Genomic DNA, 22,571 nt, shown 5'->3' with positions numbered 1-22,571 from the left:
ATGGTTTTTAAACTATAGAAATTATCCGGGGCAATATGTTTAGGAATTAAAAAAAAATTAAAGAGATTTGCAATATAATTTACTTCATCATTTGAATGTTAAACTAAAATTATAATGACTGCCCAACCTGTTATAGCCATTCTTTTTCCCGGAGACATGGGAACACAAATCGCCAGAACCTTAATCAAAAATAAATATACGGTTATCACCGCAGGTGAAGGAAGGTCGCAAGTGACGCTCCAAAATATTAAAGATTCGGGAATCCATGATGTGAATACTCTACAAAACATAGCAGAACAGGCAGATATTATTATTTCATTGGCAAATCCTGAAGCAAGTCCGAAGGTGGCAGAAAATATAATCGGCCATCTCAAAAACACGGATAACCGACCTGTCTTTATAGATCTCAATTCCAATACTCCTCAGATTGCTTTATCTATTGAAAAAATGTGCAGTACGGGGAATATCAGATTTGTAAACGGAGCGGTAATGGGTGCTTCCAAAGATGTTCCGGACCAGGCAACATTTGTTGTAAGCGGTATCTGGAGAAACTTATTTGCAGAACAATTCGGCGGGATATTTAAAATAAAAGATGCCGGTGAAAAAACAGAAGCAGCTTCAGCTTACAAGCTTCTGTTTTCAATGGTCAATAAAGGAATGAACGCTTTGTTTTTTGAAACAATGATCGCTGCGTCTCATTATGGCATTCTTGATGAACTGAATGAAAGCCTTCAGGCATTTCTTCCGGGAACCTATCAGGATCTGATTAAAACAACTCCTACTTACCCACAGCATATTTCAAGAAGGATTGATGAAATGAAAGGTCTGACCGATATGCTCAGAAGTGAAGGACTTCCCAATACAATTGCTGCCGGTACCGCTGAAACTTTTGAAAGGGTTGATGAATCCGGTATTTTTAAAAACGAAAAATTTGATGGTGTTACAGAAGCTTTTAGGAGTTTTAAAAAATTAAAATAAAATTCAACCAGCTGTCATTATTATTTATACGTCCCGAATATCCTGTCCCAGATGGAAGTGTAGAAACCAAAGTTTTTAGTTTCATCTACATGATGTTGGTTATGGAATTGTGTTGTTCCTACAAAATACTTGTTAAACTGAGGTGGGAAAAACTCTTTATTCAAATGACCGATTGTTCCCCAAATGAGATTGATAAGAAGATACAGACTAATGGAGAGAACAGAAAAATCGTAACATACCAGTACGACCAATATCATCAATCCAAATCCTATTGTTTCTGCCGGATGCAATACAAAAAGGCTTAAGAAGTTGGTGTTAACATGTTCATGATGTCTTCCATGCAATCTTTTATAAAAGTAAGGTGTATGGGCAATGAAATGAAAAAAGTACATACAGAGATCCATTAATAGGATTAATACCAGGACCTCTAAAAAAACGGAAACCGCTGAAAACCTATTTCCTAACGTAATCCAATTATTTTTCCAAAGGAAAACACCGCAGAGCATTACTAAGCAATTACAGAGAATGGTTACGAAGCTCAGATAATAATCCGACCGCATTACGGGATGACTATACTCCTGTAGCTTATTTTTAGGACAGGTCTTTTCAATACTCAGATAAAGACCTATTGAAAAAAGATACAAAGCGATATTTACAGCCAGGCTAGCCCCTACCCAATCCAACCAGGTCAACCGTTCCAATATTTTTATATATTCTGGAAATCCCGATCCGCTGAAATTCAAAAATCCGTTCTCTATCATGAAGTATAAAAGTATGAATTTCAGGGCAACGGACGAAATGAAATGCGTAGTAATTTTTACTGCTGAAATATCGCTTCTTATATTAAGAATTCTTTATTTGCTTATTTCCGGAACCGGCTTTCAAGATCATGTAAGCCAAACCTAAACCCAGTCCCGCTGCAATGGCTAATTTTGTCTTTTTGGAAGGGACGGGCAGCATGGTTTCCCCATAAATACGGTGAGGCTCTGACGAAGGCTTTAAAATATTACCCGAATCAGGTGGAGCATTTTTAGCTTTCATCATCATTCTCATCCCTGCAGAAGCTACATTAATGATCGGTTTCGGAAATAATCCGTAGATATTTTTAAGAAGTAAGGAGGTAAAATCGGGAAACAGATCTTTTCTGGGGTTTTTAGCCAACTCTACAATTTTTTTTGGCTGTGTCCCGGGGATCTGCTGCAAACGGCGGAATTTTAAAATCCAGTCCTGAATATTTTGCCGAATGCATATTTCCTGTGGATCTTTGAATCTGAGGATAAATATTACAAATATGAATATCCGGATAATCGGAAATCTCTCCCTGAAGACAATCCATCATACCGCGAATTCCGAATTTTGTTGATGAATAAACAGCACTATAAGGAGCCGGCATAAAACCACCGATAGAAACATTATTAATTAAGATTCCCTCCTGCTGCTTTTTGAAGATGGGGAGTGCACTGTAAGCCCCATGCATATATCCGAATAAATTTGTTTTGATGACCTGCTCATTGAGTTCCATGGGTATTTCTTCAAATTTTCCGCTTGCCATGACACCGGCATTATTTACCCAGATGTCAATTCTTCCGTTAAATTGAATGGCTGTTTCAGCAAGATGAGCAACTTCTTCAGCTTTTGAAACATCTGTAGGTATCCCTATTACCGCCACTCCAAGATCCCTGCAAAGGCTCACGGTTTCATCCAGAGCTTCTTTACCCCGGGCAGCAACTACAATATTACATCTTTCCAGTGCAAATGCTTCCGCAGTAGCTTTACCAACTCCACTACTTCCTCCGGTAATGACTACGGTTTTCCCTCTTATACTCTTTTTTAATTTAGTCTCAGATTTCATTTTGTAATTGATTTGGTTAATGCTTATAATCAACCTATTATCATGCCATAAAAGGTAATCTAGTCCATTAATATTCTAATTTTTATATGTTTTTTATAATTAAAAAGTTCAAAACAACTATACTACAACTATAAATCGAGATCGAATAAAGTAGCTTTACTATAGTGTATGCGGATATAAACAAGAAGGTAAAACCTCTGTATCTTTTAATATACTACGTAATTGATTTTATCCACTCCGGTGTTTCCTGTTTTGGGATCAAAAGCATAAACGATGATCTCATAATTTCCCGGTGCAGAAATAGAAGTGTTCCCTTCAAAGAGGTTGGTAGAGACCAGTGATAAATTGATTTCACTTACCCGTTTTCCATCTTTATTAACTAAGGCTTTAGTTTCAAACTTATCGGAATCCCATACACCACCTTTATCGATCACACAACCGCACATCATAACAATATTGGCCTCTATCTGAAAAGGCTTTCCACTGATTGAGCTTAATCCGATATATTGATGCGTTCGGGGCTTTAAAATATCAATAATAAACCCGGGTATTTCCAGGATGATCCCGTCGCCCAGAATATCTTTTCCAGGAATAAGCCATATTTCCGTGCTTACTTTCGCCTGTGCCTGTTTATGATTGAATGGTGAAAACACTTCTATACTTACAAAAGTAGGTTCATCAATATTAACCGTAGCCAGAAATTTACCGGTTGCATCATCAACAATAGAACTATCTCTATGTTTTGGAGCTTTCATGATCAGATCCGTATTTCCTGTACTGCCACTGGTTTTTCCTTCAGCCAAAATGGTATTATTGATCTTATTCCTTACAATCACATAAGCTCCTCCCAGAGAACTTCCGATGAATTTAGCATCTTTAGCTTTCGCTCTAATGGTTATTCTGGTCTCTTTTGCAAAGGAAAATACGCAAAATACCGAGAGAAGAATGATAAGGTATTTTTTCATGGGTTTTTATTTTAATTGGTTTTTATACTCCTGTTTGAAGCGATAATAAAAGGAGGTCTCCTCCAAAGAGGCTTCAATAGTATCAAGGTATTTTAAGATCGTGAGATCTTCCTGCAATACTTTGATAATGGCAGCCTCACAGCTGTTCCAGAGCATTTCAAATTCGGGCATTAATCTTAATGCTTTGGGAGAAAGTGATACGATCTGTTTTCTTTTATCCGAATCATCTTTTTTTACATCCAGATAATCTTTGGCCGCCATTTTTTTTTACCGTGACCACAACAGACGGATGGGAATACCCCAGACTTTCAGCAATATCTATCAGAGATAATTCTCCTTTATCCCTTAGGATCATAAATATCAGATACCAGTTGGGCTCTATGTCGTAATCAAGATCTTTATAAAGTTTCTTCACACTGTAAGCCATCTTTTCACTGATCCTTTTAAACCGGGAATCAAGTGCCTTATAGCCAAGCTCTTTTATGAAATCATTGTTCATGGAATTGTACATATTGGACATTCAAATATATAAAAAATATATACACCTATATAGGCGCCTATATATTTTTTGAAAAAAAAAGTACAAGACCATGAATAGAAATAAAAAATCCTTACTTTGTCAGGTAAGGATTTTATACATCCGGTATGATAAACACGCTTTTTTATCCGGTTTATCCTTTCAGGTATTTAGCTACCTTTTCTTCAAGATCATCCAGGTTGAATGGCTTGGCAATATAATCATCAGCCTGAGCGCTTTCCGCCAACGCATTGATATCATTGTTAGCCGTTATGTAGATCACAGGGATCTTTTTGAACTCTTCATGGTTTTTCAGAAGTTTCGTTGCTTCTACTCCCCCGATATTGGGAATCCAGTTATCCATCAGAATCACATCCGGCTGAAACTGTGATACCTTATCGATGATATCATGCGACGTTTCTGAAATCCCTACTTCATAACCACTTTCTTCAAAAATGATGGTTGCAACGTCCAGGATCGTCTTGTCATCATCAAAAATTAAAATTTTCTTCTTACTCATATATATTAGCTTTAATTTAAAACCGGTTTAATTGATTAATGCACTCTGCAAGATTTTCAGGAGTAATGATGAGATCATAGCTCACTCCTTCCACTGCATGTCTGGGCATATAGTTAACCTCCGCGGTATCCGGATCCTGGATCCACACCCTTCCATGATTTTTTTTAATATACTGTAAACCTTCTACTCCATCGGCATTAGCACCGGATAACAATATTCCGACAAGACTTTTCCCATATATTTCTGCAGCTGACTTAAAGGTTACATCAATCGATGGACGTGAATAATTCATTTTTTCCGAACTATCAAGAGATACCAGCTCTTTGCTTTCAAATAAAAGATGATAGTCGGCCGGCACAATATAGATCTGATTCTTATTTATTTCTGTTTTATCTTCAATTTCCGTTACTTCTATAGAAGAAAACTGCTGCAGCAAAGTCGGTAAAATACTTACGGATTGAGATTTACGGTGAACAACCAATATAATGGGAAAGCTGATCTTATGATCCAGCTTTTTCACCATATCCAGTATCACCTCCAAGCTTCCCGCAGAACCTCCTATAACAACGAGTTCAATATTCTCTTCTATTTCTTTCATATAATATATTAATGATGGTCTACTTTCTTCCAGATCCGCTGATCATCGGCCTGATGATAATATCTGTTCAGATTCGAAAATCTAAGAGTTTCTTTCGAACCTAAAGCAAGATAGCCCAGATTTTCAAGGCTATCGTCAAACAGCTGAAAAACACGCTCCTGTAAAGCTTTATCAAAATAGATGAGCACATTTCGACATATAATCAGCTGAAAACTGTTAAAGGAGCTGTCTGACACCAGATTATGGGTAGACAAAATCAATTTCTGTTTGAGACTTGAATCAAACATTGCACTGTCATAATTGGCCGTATAATAATCTGAAAAATCTTTTTTACCTCCTGAAAGTATATAATTCTCTGAATACAATTTCATCTGTTGCAGAGGAAAAACTCCGGCACGAGCTGTTTCCAGCACAGAAGGGTTAATATCCGTAGCATAAATCAGTGATTTCTGATAAAGACCGGCTTCCTTCAATAATATGGCCATGGAATAAGCCTCTTCCCCGGTTGAACAACCTGCCACCCAGATTCTGATTAAAGGATAGGTTCCCAATTGGGGTAAAATATTTTCCCGTAATGCTTTGAAAAAATAGGGATCACGAAACATTTCCGTCACATTCACCGTAATTTCCTCGATGAAGTGCTTCAGATAATCCGGATCATTAAGCACAGTATATCTTAACTCTGCAAAACTTGTAAACTTATCGATCAGGCAGATCCTGTTTACCCTTCTTTTAAATGAAGCCCTGCTGTACATGGAAAAGTCATAACCATACAGTTCATAAACATCTTTTATCAGATGCTCTACCTCTTCATCCTTTACAATACTTGGTTCCAGCATCTACGACAGTTTTTCAATGGCAGTTAATAAAAGATCGACATCGATAGGCTTTTTCACATAATCCTGTGCTCCAACATCAAGACATTTCTGGCGGTCTTCCTTCATGGCTTGTGCCGTCACGGCAATAATGGGAACCTTACTGATCGAAGGCGTTTCGCGGATAATCCTGATGGCTTCATAACCATCCATTTCCGGCATCATCATGTCCATCAATACAACCCCGATCCGGTCGTCTTTCTGTAAAAGTTCAATGGCTTCCTGAGCCATTGTACAGCTCTCCATTTGATATCCTCTGGCTTTCAGAGTAAGTTTAAGTGCAAATATGTTTCGCGGATCGTCATCCACGATCAAAATCTTTTTTTTTCATCAGAAGTGAGTTTTTTTAACTTTCATATAACCAAACACGCAACAAAGATAATAACTGATCTACATCCACAGGCTTTGATATATAATCTGATGCCCCGGCGGTAATGCACTTTTCACGGTCGCCTATCATGGATTTTGCCGTAACGGCAATGATCGGTAATCTGCTGAACGCCTGTTTTTTTCTTATTTCCTGTATGGTTTCATAGCCATCCATTTCCGGCATCATCATGTCCATCAAAACAGCATCAATATCCGGATGTTCTTTAATCTGTTCTAAAGCCTGCTTCCCATCCATCGCAAGGATGACTTCTACTTTGTATTTTTCCAACGTTTTGGTTAGTGAAAATATATTCCGTACGTCATCATCCGTAATCAGAATCTTTTTTCCACTTAATACTTCAGTAAGTGATCCGAGATTTTTGTTTCGCGGTGCTTCGGTACTTTTCTCTTCAACCAAATGTAAGAATAAACCGACTTCATCCAATATCCTTTGATATGAATGTGCCGTTTTAACAACAATAGAGTCAGCATATTGTTTGATCTTCAACTCATCAGAGGAAGACAGGTTGTTTTCTGTAAAAATAATGATCGGAAGATTTTCAAGGCCTTCATAGCTTTTGATTGATTCTATGATCTTATATCCTTTTCCTCTTGCCGGTCCCACATCCAGGATCACACAATCTACCTCAGCTTCCGTAAGCGCCTTTATACTGTCCTCCACATTATCTTTCACTGCCAGAGAAATATCAAAATTGCTTAAGAAATATGACAATGCGCTGGCGTGTTTAGCATTCTCCTCTACAATAAGAACTTTTTGAGGTGATTTTCGAAGGGCTTCTTCAATTTTTTTTAAATACATCCGTCATCTGTTCAAGGGCCACAGGCTTATTGATAAAGTCAATGGCTCCTCTCATTATACTTTCCTGCTTTTTAATATGCAACGAAGACATCATGTGCACCGGAATAGGTTTGGTTTTTGGATTGGATTTCAACTCATGCATTACCTGCCATCCATCTTTTACCGGCAGCTGAATATCGAGTAAGATAGCTAAAGGATGATATTGTAATGCTGCAGAGAGCCCATGGTCTCCTCTTACAACCACTACTCCTTTATAATTTTGTCTGTGGGCATACTTCAGAAGTGCCTTTGCAAAGTTGGTATCGTCTTCGACGATCAATATAACTTTGTCATCCTCCGTAATATTATCCCGGTCATCTTCTATTTCTTCAGGAATTTCCAAAACCGTAAGCGGTTGTTCCGGTTCTTCTTCATATCCTGCAATGTTCTTAATCTCCTCTACATCTTCTTTTATGATCTCTACCAATTCTTTATCAAGTGATACCTGGACCGTTTCAGAGACCGCTTTTACCGGAATCGTTAAACTAAATTCACTTCCTTCGTTAACTGCACTGGTAAGCGATAATTCCCCACCCAATAATTTGGCAATCTCACGGCTTATGGATAATCCTAAACCTGTCCCACCGAATTTACGCTGGGTAGATCCGTCTGCCTGCTGGAATGCTTCAAAAATAATTCTTTGCTTATCTTCCGGAATTCCGATTCCCGTATCTTTTACGCTGAAGGTAATAAAGTCTTTATTTTTAGGATCTTTTTTAATATACAGCCCCACGCTTCCTTCCTGTGTAAATTTGAAAGCATTGGAAAGCAGGTTACGTAAAACCTGATCCAATCGTAACCGGTCCGTTTCTATAGACTTTTGAAGGCCTTCTTCTATTTCAAGGTCAAATCTGATCCCTTTTTCATTAACCAAAGGATTGAAAAGGTTTCGCAGGTCATTCACCACATCTTCCAGGGCAACGTCATCATATTCCAGAACCATTTTCCCGGATTCAATTTTAGCAAGATCCAGGATCTCATCGATCAATGTTAGCAAACTTCTTCCTGAACTCTGGATTACTTTCGCTGACTCTACCTGGTCCTCATTCAGATTTTCTTCCGGGTTCTCCACCATTAAACGGGAAAGAAGCAGGATAGAATTAAGAGGGGTCCTCAATTCATGCGACATATTGGCTAAGAATTCTGATTTGTACTGCGTACTTAAAGCCAGTTCTTCCGCTTTTTTCTGGATCTCTATATTACGTTCTGCAATGAGGTGATTTTTTTCTTCCAGTAATTTTGAACGCTCTTCCAGTTCTGCATTCGTCTGCATAAGCTCTTCCTGCTGAACTTTCAGTTCTTCTTCTGAAGCCTGAAGCTTTTGTGTCTGCGCCTCGAGTTCAGTATTCAGGTTTTCAAGTTCTGCATGCTGTACCTGAAGTTCTTCTGATTGTGCCTGCGTCTCTTCCAATAAACGCTGTTCCTTTTCACGACCTTTTGCCGCACTTATGGCAGTTGCTATATTCCTGCAGCTATCTGCGAAATAATTGATTTTATCCTGATCGAAATTTGTGGTTGAGCCTACTTCCAAAACTCCGATACTCTGCCTGTCCAGAGTAATAGGGATTACTACGAGTCCATTAATCTTTAATTTGCTGCTGGCAAATGTTGCCGCAAAATCTTCGTCATTAAGGTCGTTATATACCTTTGTTTTCTTCTGAAGAAAGACCTGTCCTACCATTCCTTCTCCCGGTTCGAAAGATTTTTTCATATTATCTTCCAGTGCTACAGCACTGTTCAGGAATAATTTACCTTCATCAAGCAGGTAGATGGCACCATTAGTTCCTCCTCCGTATTCGATAATATGATTCAGGGAATTGGTAACAACCTCTTTAACAGACTTATTCCCAACCAGAGATTCATTCAGTAAAGCCAATCCTTTCTGGTGCCAGTCGCTTCTGTTTATTTTATCAAAGGATTTCTTTAGGGAGTCCGTCATATTATTCAGTGATTCCACAAGATCTCCAAGATCATCCTGTACATTATCCACAGCCCTTTGACTATAGTCTCCGTTGGCAACTCTATTGGCAATCTGCTGGATTGCACTTACCCGTTTTGTGATTTCCAGATCTTTTGCTTTCAGCTCTTTTTCAAGCTTATCTCTGCGGAGAAGGTCACTTCTTAATTTAAGATAAAAGAAAGTAGTTACCACTATGGCTGCAAGCGCTGAAAAAATGATAAAAATAACAGTGGTGTTTGAGGAGCGGTTAAGATCTTTGTTTTTTATTTCAAGCTGAATTTCTTCATACCGTACAAAATCACGAACGATCTTTCTGCATTTGTCCATATAGGATTTGCTTAAAATAAGCTGATCCTGCGTCATTACGATTCCTTTGCTCCTGTTTTCAACAAATTGCTTAAGATTACCGATATTCGTGTTCACATTATATTCCAGATCCGCCAAACGCTTTAGCTGTGCCTTATCTTTAATGTCTAAGGACTTAGCATAGGCAATTGCTTTAGGATAGGCTGCAACGCTTCTGTTATAGGGTTCCAGAAAATTTTGCTTGCCGGTAAGCTGGTATCCTCTGTTGGCAGTTTCTGCATCCAGAAGGGAAATTAATATATCTTTTACTGCAGTAATGGATCTTCTTGTACGGGAAAGGCTTTCGCGGTTTTCCATCTGTTTCTGAATGCTCCAGTACGATGCTACGGAACTTGCTATTAAAATTAACAGCGAAAGCCCGACTCCAAATTGCAGATTTCTTATAACTTTTTGTGGCATAAAAAATTAGTTTAAGGGTAAAGTGAAGTAAAATGTGGAACCTTCATTGACAATACTTGATAATCCGATTGTTCCATGGTGCTGCTTGATGATCTCTGAACAGATATACAAGCCTATTCCCATTCCCTGAAATTGTAGTGACGATTCTTCTACACGATAAAATTTCTGGAATACTGCCTTTTGTTTAAAATCAGGAATCCCGATTCCAAAATCGGTAACACTTACTTTTACCTGGTCATCATCTACAAATGTAGTGACAATAACCTGGTTATTTTGTGGTGAATATTTGATGGCATTGGTCAGGAAATTGATCAATACCTGCTCTATACGAATTTCATCAAACGGAATAAGGATATCCGGTATTTCCCCGTGACGCTGGATTTTTACCTTATTTTCATCATGAGTCTGAAGTATCGTTTCGATAGCATTTTCAATTATCTTCTCAAGATTGGAAGGTTTCCTGTTGATCTTCAGCTTCCCGTTCTCAATTTTAGAGACATCCAGTAAGTCACTGATAAGGCTGTTCAATTTTTCGATCTGATCCTGGACCTTGGTTACATATCCTGCTTCTGCACTGTCTTTGTCAAGTTTTAGCTTGCGTTCCAACAACTGAACATACGCTTTAATGCTTGTAAGAGGAGTTTTCAGTTCATGACTGGCAATACTCAGGAATTCATCTTTCTCATTTTCTACCCTCTTCTGATCATCAATATCCGTAAATGTTCCTACCCAGTTTTTGACATGGTTACCTTCATAAACCGGTGATATTCTCAATAAATGATACCTGTATTCTCCGGATTCAATATTTTTTATCCGCGTCTCAAGTTGAAGTGATTTTCCATTTTTCCTTGAAATTTCAAATTGCTCCTTTATATCTAAATCATCAGGAAAAGTTTCGGGGAAGTTTTTATCAGATGTTGAATACTGATACCATCTGCCGTTGACAAAATCGATGATCCCTTTATCATTCAACGTAAATGCAATCTGCGGCAAGCCCTCCAGCATCAGATGAAAGTGATCAATCTGAGACTTCATGGTAACCTGTGACTCTCTTCTTCCTTTTACCTCAAGCTGTAAACTCTGCTGAGTTTTTTTCATTTCAATATTCTGCTCCTGCAGATTATAAAATGTTTTAACTTTCAGTAAAAGAATTTCGGGATCTACCGGCTTGGTGACATAGTCCTTACCTCCGGAAGCATATCCTTTGGTGATAAATCTCTTTTCTGTATTTACCGCTGAAAGAAATATAATAGGAATTTCTTTCGTTTTGCTATAACCTGCAAATATTTCAGCTACCTCAAAACCATCCATTCCCGGCATCTGAACATCGAGAATAATTAGGGCATAATCATTTTTCAATGCTTTCCCTAATGCTTCTTCACCGGAATTAGCAGTATCTACCTGAAAATCTTTGGATTCTAATAGTTTCTTTAATGAGTAAATATTGTTTTGGTTATCATCGACAATTAAGATCATAAAGCACAAATAATCTAATGGGAGTTAAGTCCTCAAAAGTACTCACAAAATCCCAAAAAATGATTGATTTTCTTAATAATGTTCTTAAAATCCATTATCCATTAAAAAACCAACCAATAATACAATTATCAGCACACATTCATCATAAAATGCCAATTATTCCCTAATTTAAATGCTATTTAACCGAATTTAACTCAATATAAAATCAAAAAAAACCTGTTTACTGAACCATTATAGATACCACATTTTTATCAATTAATTTTCCGGCTCAGGTTTTTATTCGTAAAAGTTGAGTCGCGGGACCCTATTTTTAAATAGGTACCCTTTATTTATTTTCGGTTAACCCTTTCCCGTTTAATCTTTCTAATATTATGGGTAAGGTGCTTTCTGATCTCAATATGTCTTGACCTGTAGAGTTTAATGCAGGTTTCTAATCTCTTTTTTATACTAAGATACTCTTCATACAGCGCTGATAATTCCGTGTTCATCATAACAATTTCATCTGTATAGGTCCTGTCCTGATCGGGAGATTGCTTTAAAAGCTGCTCCAGATCATTAATTCTCTTGATTACTTCCTGGTGTATTTTTGGCTCTATTCCCTGCATAGTGAATTCAATTTTAAAAAAAATATAGTTTGATTTGGTTTTTTATTTTTAATATTTAGTGTTTACCCATAGATAAAGGCTTTTCACTTTCTGTAATTATTTTTACCTGATGCGTTAAAGTTTCGAAATAAGCGGATTTAGACGACACCTTGCCTAAAGCCGATTGCAATAAGATTTCATCAGCCTGCCCTAAAGACTTCAGAGGCAAAGATGCATATTCATCTACAGGAAACTGCGGTGAAATTCCATTGCTGTATTCTCCCTGTCCGTTAGCATTATATACTTTATAGATGACCGGGTGAAGCTGCCAGGAAATCTTTTTAGGTTTCCGATCATCCGTAATGGCAAAACCGGCCATATCTTTTCCTAGTGTTTTCCCTCCCATCTGTATCACCTGCATATAAGGTTTTAGATTATTGATAACGATTTCCGAGGCCGAGGCCGTACTTCCCGAGGTAAGTATATATACTTTGGTCAGCTGCAGATTATTAGCATGGAGTGTTGTGAAATTCAGAGCGGCAGGGTCATAGGCAATTTGTTCGGCAAATGTTTTTTTTCACCTCCCCCCCCATTTTTATTTCCTTTATAGGTTATAAAAGGAGAATTGCCCGTTATTCCGGAAGGGATCATTGCACATAATGCGGCCGCAGAAGCTACTGATCCTCCATAATTATACCTGAGGTCCACGATAAGATCCTGTACACCGTTAGCTTTAAATTCTGCAAACTTCTGATTGAGACTGTGAGACATGCCATCCGGAAAATCATAGATGTATAAATACCCTGTCTTTTTTCCATTTTGTTCAAAAATTTTAGATATAACAGGCTGGCTGAGCGAAAATCCATAGTACACTTTTATATCTTTTTCATCAATTACGTTTCCGTTGTCCCAATTACCTACGCTCAGGTCCAGCGTAGTATTGTCCGGAATAGAATTTAAAAGACTTTCCGCATTCGATGCCGTAATCTCACTTCCATTGATCTTCTTAATGATCATCCCTCGTTTCAGGCCTGCATTCTGAGCCGGAGAATCCTGTAATACCAATTTTATCACAGCCGTTATCTGACCGTTAGCAAGCTGCAATACTGCATAATCAAAGCCATACATGTTGCGGACCGTCCGCAGGTAAGTAGAAGCATCTTCCGTATTTACAATGCTTGAAAAACGGTCATTCTGAGATAGGAGGCTTGCAAAAAATTTCTTTACAGGAAGATGATAATCCGGTTTTGCAGGCATCTGATCCTCCCAGAAATAATAACGTTTCATGTTTTCATGAACCCAGACATTGACAGACTCTACGCTTCCGTCGGGAAAATCAGGAACAGATTCTTCCTCGGAACGGCAGGAAACGATAACTGCTGAGCTTAAAAATAATAAAACAAGTAGGTAGGATTTTAAAAATTTATGCATGATCTTATCCGAATGATTTTTTATTTTACAGGTAGTCTGCGATGTCAATATCACCAATAATCTGAACAGTACCGCCTTCCGCTTTTTCCTGCAGCACGATCATATTAGCTCCGATATCCTGTTTTATTTTTACTCTAATCGTTTGTGATCCAAAATAAGGGTCAGTACTTCCAGGCTTGTACAACTCCAGATAAACGGGAGCAGTAACACTGAAAAAGCTATACATTTTAAGTGAAGAGAAGTTATTTTTTTCAATATTTTCAAATTCAGCGAGAACATCTCCATTCTCTTTTTTAAGTATTCCTTTCACACTTTGTAATGTAGTATGGGAATATTGTCCCAAATTCGGAAAAATAAGCTCGAAACCTACCTTCCCAAGGTTAACCTGTGGCTTTACTGCATAGGTCTGAAGATAGATCCCGGGCAGATTGAAGAAATTCAGATTTTTATACTGATCCACTGTATTAAAATCGATGTTATATTTTGCGATCTGTTTGCCGGTTTCATGGTTAAAGATCTCAATCTGATCTGTTTCCCCTTCGTCCACGACAAAGCTCAGCTTTGTTTCTATAGTATTGGTATAAGATGTACTTCCATTAATGCTTACCGGTTTTCCGTTAAGCCGGAGCTGCAGTACATCCGGTTTTGAATATCCCTTGACACTGATTTCTGCAGGTTTCTGTGATTTATCATAAGGTTGCAGCACATCATCGGTACACGATATCAGACCTGTAAGAACAGCAAAGGCGATTATTTTTTTCATTGTATGATTCATTATAAAAATTCGATTTAGAAATATTGCCCTTAGCACGCAGAGGGCAATACTTTTAAATTCTATAGTAAGCAGGAAAGGCATATATCCTATGATGATGGTTTTGATATGGTTATTATTTTGCATTTGTAAAAATTGAAAATAAGAGACTGCCTTCCTGCATCTAAAACATTATTTTTTGATAAATTTCACTTTCTCAGAAAGCACTCCATCCGAAACCACGGCGATATAGCTTCCGGAAGATAAAGTCGTAACATTGATTTCTCTACGGTACTGCGTAGTAAGAACAGATTGTCCGGCCATATTGAAAACAGTCACAGTAACATTGTTTTCTTTCAGGGCTGGATTAAGTTTTAACATCAGTGATGAGGATACGGGATTCTGCATCACCATAGTAAGATCTTTTGCTTTTTTTTACATCCTGTGTTTTTAGAACTGAAGTATAAATCGCCATTTCGTTGATGTTGATATTCTGTACATTGGTATCATCAGCCGCATATCTGTTCGACCATAATCCGATATAGATTTTTTTTCCTGCAAAAGCAGAGAGATTAACAAGGCTTTCAACAAACTGATTGAGGTCCGATGGGAAAGGATTAGCAGTTCCTCCTGCCGCAATCACATATGGGCTGGGAACATTATTGCCGTTTGCATCTACTGCCAATGCCTGAAAATCCGATAATTCAGGAACAGGCTTTTGTGCAGTACTTACATAGATGTACAGATATCTCTTTACCACCTGATGTGTTGTTCTCTGACGTCCTATGTATGCTGCTAATGTAATCGTTCCTGAAGATGAAGTGAGGTCAATCTCCGGAGAAATAGCCCAGTCGTTTTCTGTAGCGAAACCGGCCACATTTCCGGAAGGAACATTACTGATTGAGTAACGAAGAGAACCAGCCCCTCCATAAGCCAAAGAAGTACCGTTATGGTAGATGTTCGGTCCTTGTACCCATCCATTTCCGTTTCCGTTCAGATCATGGAAAGACCATCCCTGCATATCACTTGTTGAATTAAAAGAATTAGTCCATACAGGATATTGTGCAGACACTAATTTTGATAAAACCAAAACAGATAGTAAAATTACTTTTTTCATTCTATGAATTTTAAAGTTGAATTAAAAAATGGGATGGCAGGTAATGCCACCCCATGTTGATCAATTATTGTACAATTGAGAAATTATATTTTGTCCATGTACCCTGGAAATCTCCACAGTTTCTTGGAGAAACGTTCCATGCTGTAGCCTCGTTAAAGAATGGCTGAGACATTCCCCAAAGGTTAGCAGGATTACTTGTAGAAGTAGTTACTCCAGGAATAGTAAGAGCAGCAGTGGTAGTACCGATCTTAGAAGCAGTAGCGAATGTAAATCCATGTGCCTGTACTCCTGTAAAGCTAAGGTCTGCAAGATTTACCGGAGCACTGCTCTGAGTTTCCAATAAAATTCCGATAGGATAACCTGTAACAGTAGCATTATCTAAATTCAATTTACCGTTTCTTCTTACGTGGATGGCATTTTCATATAATCCACCTTTTAATGGGCTGCTAGCACCAACAATTGTAAGATTTTTAACTGTAGGACGGGTAAATGGAGAAGCAGTAGAACCTGTTCCATCGTTATCAAGCTCGATACCGTTCGTGTCAGAAACTCCACCACTTTGACTGTGCGTTGAGTTGTAATCAGCTAAAGCTAATGCACAAGTAATTGTTCCTGAATATCCGAAATCGAAATCGAAGTTATCATCGTCCGGAGCGAAAGATACAAGGTTTGAAGCGTTTACAGTACCTCCGAAGAATTCAAAAGAATCATCTTTACCATAAGATACCTGGATGTGGTCTAGTGTAGTTCCGTTACCTACTCCACCTAATGTTAATCCGTTGATTTCGTTTCCTGAGTTAGGAGCGAAAAGATCGAATCCTCCGAATTCAATACGTGCATATTTAATAGTTCCCCCATTATGAGCGGCATTCGTACCTCCATATTGGTAATCAGTACCTGTTAACCCTTCGATAACAGTAGTTGTAGGCTTGTTTGTAGGAGCATCTCCCAACATGATAACTCCTCCGAAATCACCTGGAGTTGCTGTAGTATCTTCATCTCCGTCCAATAATCTGTAGCTTGTAAAGATGATCGGCTGAGAAGCAGTTCCTGTAGCGTTTATTTTCCCAGTTTTAGCAATAACCAAAACTCCTGTAGGTGTATTTGTTGTATTAGGTTTAGCTTTAATGAAAGTACCTGGCTGGATAGTCAAAGTAGCTCCACCTTTAACAGTTACGATTCCATCAATTTCAACCACTCCACTCCATGTAGTATTGGTAGTAATAGCACCACTTACTGTAGTCACAGGAAGTGCAGAAGCAGTTAAATATTCTGCAGAAGCAGATTGCATTTCAAATTTAGAAGAATCTGATAAAGAATCATTCTCACGACAAGCTGTTAAAGATAAAGCTGTTACAGCGATTAAAGTTAATTTTCTCATTGTTGTAAAATTTAGAAATATGGATCCGGTTATTTTGTTTTTTGGTCCGGATGATTCCTGTTTACGGGATATTCACCTTTATCTCCGTGATTTGGTTACACATTGTTTTTAAAACTCCATTTCACCCAGGGTGCAAGTGAATAAAGCTTCCCCTTAAAATCCTACCGGACGGGGAAATCCGGTATTTCCATTTTTTGACTGAAAGTTCACTGATGTGCGCATCAACAGATCTATCGATTCAGATTTCAGGCTATGGGAACCTGTGACATGGCTTATAAGATCTCATATATACTTTTGTTAAAAGTTCTTTTACATTTAAAAACTATAACTTACTGATAAACCGAACTGTCTACCATTGTAAGCCCGGAATAATATTTTATCAATTCCTTTATCATATTTATCCGTTGCTCCCGGTAAAAGTCCTAAAGATTCTCTCTGGGTATCAAAAGAACTTCCGTTTCCTTTGGATACTGAGTAAGAATTGAAATTATTATAATACTCCCTTACTCTGTTGAACAGGTTTCTGACATTCAATTTGATTTCCAGGTTCTTATCTTTCAATAGCTTATAGGAAATCTGTGCATCCGCTACGGCATAAGGACGCTGGATCTCTTCTCCAATGTAAGCATAGCCCACTGTAACGTACTGATCTCCTTTAGCATTGTACAGGAAACTAAGTCCTAAACGATCTCCATTGTACAGCAGCCCCAGATTATAGGCATACGGTGTCTGCCCGTAAAGGGGACGATCTACTTCATAAGTGTCATCGGTATCCTGAGTTTTATACCGGTCTTTAAAAGCTATAACCTTAGTATCGTTATACGTGAAATTTCCGCTGATAAAAAGATCTTTCAGGAAGCTTTCGGGTCTGATAAAGCCAAGGCTCTTTCTTACCTCTACTTCAAATCCTTTCAGCTTTGCATTTTTAGAGTTTCCGTTGTAAAGGAAGAGATTCCCCTCACTGGAAATATAACCTTCACGCTCTATCGGTCTGTCGATATTTTTATAATACAGACCTGCAGATATAATTTCTCCAAGACCTGGAAACCATTCAAACTTAAAATCGTAATTATTAATGACTGCTGATGTCATTTCCGTATTGTAAATAAGTCCGTTCGCCACAGGATCAAAATAAGGCAACCCTGTTCTTTCATTAAACTGAGGACGAATGACAGACCTGTTATAAGCCAGCCTTACATTGATACTGTTGGAAGGACTGTACGTAAAATTGGCTGATGGCATCCACTGCCATGGCTTTTCTTCAATCGGTTCTTTGGTAACGCTTTTAGGATCATTCGGATCCTGTTGCTGAGAAATAAGATCATACTTAAAATATTCTGCCCGTACTCCCCATACCAGCCTCAGCTTATTTTTCCAACGATTATCAAACATGATGAAAGGGGCGTGCTGGGAAACTTTCCCTTCATATTTATCATTTTTATACAATGCTTTGGTTTGCCACCCGATTCCTCCGGGTACATAATGAGATCCGTCAAACCATCCTGAAAGTGCTCCATACATGATCAGCATATTCTTTTCACTATTCGGAACATCGCGGTTTTCATCTACCCTCAGGAAAAACTTCTGTTGCTGGTTGGTATTGCTTTTTGAGGCCCCTGCATACCCCACCTTAATATCATTTTTAAAATTTCCGGCATCCATACTCCATTTAAAGGCAGCTCCATAATTATAATCCGTTTCTTTATTTGCAATATATCCCCTGGCGAAATTATTCCCGGAATTATAGATCTGGTTATAACTCAAAATTTCGTTGCCGATAAAGTTATAATTGGTCTGATACTGTGTATAATCTTTTGTATCTGAAGTGACACCAGTTCTTGCTGCAAACCAGCTGATTTCTTTATTTCCTATTTTATGGTTCCCTTCCAGCTTGTTCTGTAATAAAGTCTGATAAACCGGATAATCCGTAGTTTCTGTTATAGGCTTATCTAAAAATTTAAGGTCTGTGTTAGGAGGAACGATCCCATGGTAAAAATAGTTATAAGCATCCGAGGCATCCCCGTTTCCGCCTGTATATTCATTCCATCCCGTAATCCTTGTCAGAGTCTGATCATAAATATGAGTATAGGAGTTGCGGAATGAAATCCTGTTTTTCCCAAGCTGTAATCCCAGATTCAACATGGCACCGATAGTGGAGTTATAGCTGTACGAGGCACCTTGATTCCTGAAATTAAAGGTATTGACCGGTGCTATTCCCAATTGTTCCCAGTTATTATTGACTCCTCCTACATTATCCAGCCAGCCACCTCTGGCTGTATTTTCAATATCCAGTTTATTCTGTTCATTTCTGGTGGTAATCGCAGCAGCAAATCCCCATTTATTATTATTTTTCAGTCTGTAATTTCTTCCCAAAGCAATCTGCATATTGGAATTCAGATCTGCTTTGGTAGCATAATTGGTAAAATTATCATTGGTAAACCTTTTGGATTGTTCAAAAAACAACGGATTATTCCAATCCATGGCTTCTAAACCTTTAGGGAAATCCCTGGTTCCATCATCATATCCCCAATAATCATATTTTCCTCTTTTCTTTGATAAAAACTCTTTGAACGTAGAAACGTCATTATATGAAGTTCCCAGATTTACCGTGGTAAAATTTTCGTTCGGAATATCTTTCGTTCTCACCTCCACATATCCTCCAGCAAAACTTGCATTCATATCCGGAGTGGCCGTCTTGCTGATCACCACGCTTTCCACCATGGCCGTGGGGATGATATCAAATGAAAAATTCTGGTTATAAGCTTCTGTACTAGGCAAATTGATTCCATCCATAGCAGCGGTATTCCAACGCTCCCCCATGGAGCGGACCACTACATATTTATTATCAATCGTGGTTACCCCGGTTACTCTTTTTAATGTTCCTCCTACATCATTGTCGGGTGTTTTTGAAATCTGTTCAGCAGAAATCCCGTCACTCATCTGTGCGGCTTTCTTTTGCTGAGCCAGAAGTCCTGCCTGGGTATCCGCTTTACGTGTTCCTTTAAGCACCACTTCCTTAATATTCATTTCTTTATCGGAAGAAATATGCTTCATGGCAAAAGAAACAGTACTGATATCGTCATTACTGATTTGCAGTTTCTCCACCCTTAATGAGCTGAATCCCGAAGCCTTTACACTAAGGGTATAAACTCCGGCAGGAATGCTGATACTAAAGTCCCCGTTGTTATCCGTTGCTGCCGTTTTACCTGCTACACTTACTTCTGCTTTTACAATGGGATTTCCTACCTCATCTACAATTTTTCCTGTAAGCCTTCCGTTTCCCCGGACAGAGGATATGGAAGTATTCTGGCCCTGATATTTTACTGAGATCAGTTCTCCCCTCTGCCGTACTGCAACAGGAAGATTGTCTGTAATATTTTTCAGGCAATCATTCACAGGAAGGTTATCACATTTTACCTCTCTCACTTTAAGATCATTTATGTCCGCTTTTGAATAGACCAGACGCATTCTTGTTTTATCTGCAAATTCTTCCAATGTATTGATCAAAGGCTTTCCGGTCGGGGCAGAAAAGGACACTTTCATCGTTAACTCCTGCGCGTCTACTGTCGTGGCAAAAAAGATCACCGCTACCGTAAGACTGCATTTCAAATTTCTCATGTTTTTAACACCACTTTTCATTATTGACTGACTCATAATTCTTCGTAAACTCTATCTAAATTAATCCGGTTGCTATTTTTTTAATATGTAAGTGGTATTGTTTTCTTTTTGTACCTCAAGCCCTGTGATAAATGCCAATGCTTCTACATTTTCATCCCAGTTGCTGCCGGTAAGGTCAGCAGTAATTTTTTTTTTCTGCTATTTCTTCCGGATATCTGATACTTATTCCATAATTTTTATATAGTATTTCCATGATGCTCCTAAACGAAACATCATTGAAAGTCAGTGTCATTAGTACTGAAGTCTTTTTTCCCGATTGCTTATTTATTTTTTCATTTATCACAGCAGCAGTATGGGCCATTCCAAAATTTGTCCACCTTTGGTTTGGAGTCAGGTAAGAAACTGCAGTTCCGGGTGAAGAAACAGCCACTTTACCTTCATAAAGTTCCACGGTCTTGCGTTCTCCCCGCTGCATTACCTTAAATACCGTTCCCATTACCCTTGTGCTGAAGCCATCCGCACGAACTATGAATGGATGTTTTTTAGATTTAGCTACTTTAAATACAGCATCACCCTGCAAATCCACCACTCTGGTATCAGCGGGAAAAGATTTTTCGACAGTAAGCTTTGCACCCGGTAAAAGCATTACTAAAGATCCGTCCTGAAGTTTTATCGTTTGATTGTCATTGATCGCAACATATACATCCGGCTTTATAAAAAACATATACCCCAGGAAACCTGTAAGACTAAACAGCAGAAGCAATACAGCGGCAGCCCTGTACATATTTTTCTTAAGAGAAAATATATTCGCCTTATGAGATTGTTTAAAATAAGACTCAAGACCGGCCAATACTTTTAGCTTAGACTCCTGAATATGTTTTTTATCCAAATCTTTAATAGCTTCATTTTTCCATAGTTCAAGGATCACCGATTCTTTCTCTGAGATCTCATCACCAGACACTTCCCTGCTCCATAACTTAAAAACAAATGTCTGTGCCTTGCTGTATTTCAATTTCTTCACTGTATAATGTTGTTGTATTAGTTTTATATTTTTGTATTAATTCTAATCAATACCCTCACTTATAATACTGGGCAAAAAGACAAACTTCCCAAACCCTATTTAACATTTCCTTAATATCGCGTTTGTTTTTTCAACAAAAACACTTGCTTTATGAACAATTCGATACATTATAGGTGGAAAAATGAAAATATTTTCAGAAATATTTAATCTTATAGGTTATATAATTCACAAAACATTAATATTAGTTTAGGTAAATTTGTAACAGACATTATGAAACCTACAGACTATACTTTATTAAAAAAAATAAAATCGGGCGACCGGCCTGCTTTTGCGATATTGTATGAAAGATATTGGGATAGTTTCTATACAATGATCTTCACACGGACAAAGGACAGGGATGCTACTGAAGAGCTGTTGCAGAACCTGTGGATCAGGATTCTGGAAAATCCGGAGTTTGTACAGACAGATGAGGAGGAAAGTGCCAAAGGTTATTTATTTCGTTTCATCCATTACCGTATTTTGGACTATTATGCAAGCATCAGGAAGATCCAGGAAGTATATGTAGATGAAAGCGAAGATTTCTTAGCCGAAATCACAGACGCGGAATATGCGGAAATACTGGAGGAAAATGATATTACGGAACTGTTTGCTATGATCGATGAAGTGATTTCCCAACTTACTCCCACTGAACAAAAAGTATATGACCTTAGAATCCGCCAGAACATGTCTGTGGTAGAAACTGCTGAAGCCCTTAATTTAAGCAATAAAACGGTGAGTAATAATTTAAGTAAAACCCTGAATGAAATCCGGGAAAAGCTTAATCCCAATTATGAATCTTCCAAAAAACTTGTTTCCCTTCTGATTCTTATGGAAATGATGCCCAATCTGTATTCTTAAAATCATTTAAATCTGATATAAAAATCCGGCCCTGTTT

At 38.1% G+C, this 22,571-nt stretch carries 24 protein-coding genes; 2 read left to right on the top strand and 22 right to left on the bottom strand.

The window, feature by feature from the left end:
- Window positions 1-114 precede the first annotated feature (114 nt).
- Complete coding sequence (locus tag ACJ5H0_RS21120) at window positions 115-978, top strand: NAD(P)-dependent oxidoreductase (RefSeq protein WP_273647672.1); 864 nt, start codon at window positions 115-117, stop codon at window positions 976-978.
- 20 nt (window positions 979-998) lie between these two features.
- On the opposite strand, the gene ACJ5H0_RS21115 is transcribed toward ACJ5H0_RS21120, so the two are convergent.
- The 22 genes from ACJ5H0_RS21115 to ACJ5H0_RS21010 all read right to left on the bottom strand — a co-directional run bounded on the left by ACJ5H0_RS21115 (window position 999) and on the right by ACJ5H0_RS21010 (window position 21,637).
- Complete coding sequence (locus ACJ5H0_RS21115) at window positions 999-1,739, bottom strand: sterol desaturase family protein (RefSeq protein ID WP_411251922.1); 741 nt, start codon at window positions 1,737-1,739, stop codon at window positions 999-1,001.
- A gap of 82 nt (window positions 1,740-1,821) precedes the next feature.
- The gene (locus ACJ5H0_RS21110; protein WP_411251921.1) at window positions 1,822-2,139 is read right to left on the bottom strand and encodes a hypothetical protein; all 318 of its coding nucleotides are present in this window, start codon (window positions 2,137-2,139) and stop codon (window positions 1,822-1,824) included.
- Entirely contained in the window at window positions 2,132-2,830 is a 699-nt protein-coding gene (locus ACJ5H0_RS21105) for an SDR family NAD(P)-dependent oxidoreductase (protein ID WP_411251920.1), read from the bottom strand. Before ACJ5H0_RS21105 ends, ACJ5H0_RS21110 begins: the two co-directional genes overlap by 8 nt.
- Window positions 2,831-3,036: 206 nt before the next feature.
- Window positions 3,037-3,795 (bottom strand): hypothetical protein, encoded by a 759-nt coding sequence (locus ACJ5H0_RS21100; protein WP_411251919.1) that lies wholly within the window; start codon window positions 3,793-3,795, stop codon window positions 3,037-3,039.
- Between the two features lie 6 nt (window positions 3,796-3,801).
- A complete protein-coding gene (locus ACJ5H0_RS21095) occupies window positions 3,802-4,056 on the bottom strand; it encodes a hypothetical protein (RefSeq protein WP_411251918.1) in 255 nt (84 codons plus the stop codon).
- The gene (locus tag ACJ5H0_RS21090) at window positions 4,019-4,306 is read right to left on the bottom strand and encodes a hypothetical protein (protein ID WP_411251917.1); all 288 of its coding nucleotides are present in this window, start codon (window positions 4,304-4,306) and stop codon (window positions 4,019-4,021) included. Before ACJ5H0_RS21090 ends, ACJ5H0_RS21095 begins: the two co-directional genes overlap by 38 nt.
- Before the next feature lie 160 nt (window positions 4,307-4,466).
- A complete protein-coding gene (locus tag ACJ5H0_RS21085; protein ID WP_172278092.1) occupies window positions 4,467-4,832 on the bottom strand; it encodes a response regulator in 366 nt (121 codons plus the stop codon).
- Window positions 4,833-4,848: 16 nt separating this feature from the next.
- Window positions 4,849-5,430 (bottom strand): chemotaxis protein CheB, encoded by a 582-nt coding sequence (locus ACJ5H0_RS21080; protein ID WP_411251916.1) that lies wholly within the window; start codon window positions 5,428-5,430, stop codon window positions 4,849-4,851.
- 8 nt (window positions 5,431-5,438) lie between these two features.
- Window positions 5,439-6,269, bottom strand: coding sequence for a CheR family methyltransferase (locus tag ACJ5H0_RS21075; protein ID WP_172278089.1), 831 nt, complete (start codon window positions 6,267-6,269; stop codon window positions 5,439-5,441).
- Window positions 6,270-6,614 carry a response regulator gene (locus tag ACJ5H0_RS21070; RefSeq protein ID WP_411251915.1) on the bottom strand — a complete coding sequence of 115 codons (345 nt, stop codon included), beginning with the start codon at window positions 6,612-6,614 and terminating at the stop codon, window positions 6,270-6,272.
- Between the two features lie 37 nt (window positions 6,615-6,651).
- Window positions 6,652-7,494: a response regulator gene (locus ACJ5H0_RS21065; protein ID WP_411251914.1), complete on the bottom strand. Its 843-nt coding sequence runs from the start codon at window positions 7,492-7,494 to the stop codon at window positions 6,652-6,654.
- Window positions 7,475-10,258, bottom strand: coding sequence for an ATP-binding protein (locus ACJ5H0_RS21060; protein ID WP_411251913.1), 2,784 nt, complete (start codon window positions 10,256-10,258; stop codon window positions 7,475-7,477). The genes ACJ5H0_RS21065 and ACJ5H0_RS21060 overlap by 20 nt, the downstream gene beginning before the upstream one ends.
- Window positions 10,259-10,264: 6 nt before the next feature.
- The gene (locus ACJ5H0_RS21055; RefSeq protein WP_273647665.1) at window positions 10,265-11,734 is read right to left on the bottom strand and encodes a hybrid sensor histidine kinase/response regulator; all 1,470 of its coding nucleotides are present in this window, start codon (window positions 11,732-11,734) and stop codon (window positions 10,265-10,267) included.
- 329 nt (window positions 11,735-12,063) lie between these two features.
- On the bottom strand, window positions 12,064-12,339 hold the full coding sequence (locus ACJ5H0_RS21050) for a hypothetical protein (protein WP_172278081.1): 276 nt from the start codon (window positions 12,337-12,339) through the stop codon (window positions 12,064-12,066).
- Between the two features lie 55 nt (window positions 12,340-12,394).
- Window positions 12,395-12,766 carry a S41 family peptidase gene (locus ACJ5H0_RS21045; RefSeq protein WP_411251937.1) on the bottom strand — a complete coding sequence of 124 codons (372 nt, stop codon included), beginning with the start codon at window positions 12,764-12,766 and terminating at the stop codon, window positions 12,395-12,397.
- Window positions 12,767-12,849: 83 nt separating this feature from the next.
- Window positions 12,850-13,749, bottom strand: a complete 900-nt coding sequence (locus ACJ5H0_RS21040) for a S41 family peptidase (RefSeq protein WP_411251912.1) — start codon at window positions 13,747-13,749, stop codon at window positions 12,850-12,852.
- A gap of 25 nt (window positions 13,750-13,774) precedes the next feature.
- The gene (locus ACJ5H0_RS21035; RefSeq protein ID WP_345989237.1) at window positions 13,775-14,512 is read right to left on the bottom strand and encodes a hypothetical protein; all 738 of its coding nucleotides are present in this window, start codon (window positions 14,510-14,512) and stop codon (window positions 13,775-13,777) included.
- 180 nt (window positions 14,513-14,692) lie between these two features.
- The gene (locus ACJ5H0_RS21030; RefSeq protein WP_411251911.1) at window positions 14,693-14,881 is read right to left on the bottom strand and encodes a T9SS type A sorting domain-containing protein; all 189 of its coding nucleotides are present in this window, start codon (window positions 14,879-14,881) and stop codon (window positions 14,693-14,695) included.
- Window positions 14,868-15,617 carry a choice-of-anchor J domain-containing protein gene (locus tag ACJ5H0_RS21025; protein WP_411251910.1) on the bottom strand — a complete coding sequence of 250 codons (750 nt, stop codon included), beginning with the start codon at window positions 15,615-15,617 and terminating at the stop codon, window positions 14,868-14,870. The genes ACJ5H0_RS21030 and ACJ5H0_RS21025 overlap by 14 nt, the downstream gene beginning before the upstream one ends.
- Window positions 15,618-15,681: 64 nt before the next feature.
- The gene (locus tag ACJ5H0_RS21020) at window positions 15,682-16,998 is read right to left on the bottom strand and encodes a hypothetical protein (RefSeq protein WP_411251909.1); all 1,317 of its coding nucleotides are present in this window, start codon (window positions 16,996-16,998) and stop codon (window positions 15,682-15,684) included.
- A 315-nt stretch (window positions 16,999-17,313) separates the two neighbouring features.
- A complete protein-coding gene (locus tag ACJ5H0_RS21015; protein WP_172278070.1) occupies window positions 17,314-20,616 on the bottom strand; it encodes a TonB-dependent receptor in 3,303 nt (1,100 codons plus the stop codon).
- A 175-nt stretch (window positions 20,617-20,791) separates the two neighbouring features.
- Window positions 20,792-21,637: a FecR family protein gene (locus tag ACJ5H0_RS21010; protein ID WP_411251908.1), complete on the bottom strand. Its 846-nt coding sequence runs from the start codon at window positions 21,635-21,637 to the stop codon at window positions 20,792-20,794.
- Between the two features lie 270 nt (window positions 21,638-21,907).
- On the opposite strand from ACJ5H0_RS21010, the gene ACJ5H0_RS21005 reads away from it, so the two are divergent.
- A complete protein-coding gene (locus ACJ5H0_RS21005; RefSeq protein ID WP_172278067.1) occupies window positions 21,908-22,534 on the top strand; it encodes an RNA polymerase sigma factor in 627 nt (208 codons plus the stop codon).
- Window positions 22,535-22,571 lie beyond the last annotated feature (37 nt).

This window comes from Chryseobacterium proteolyticum, assembly GCF_046591535.1.
GTDB classification, from domain to species: domain Bacteria; phylum Bacteroidota; class Bacteroidia; order Flavobacteriales; family Weeksellaceae; genus Chryseobacterium; species Chryseobacterium proteolyticum.
The sequence above is the reverse complement of the archived record's forward strand: the minus strand, read 5'-3'. Positions and strand labels throughout refer to the sequence as shown.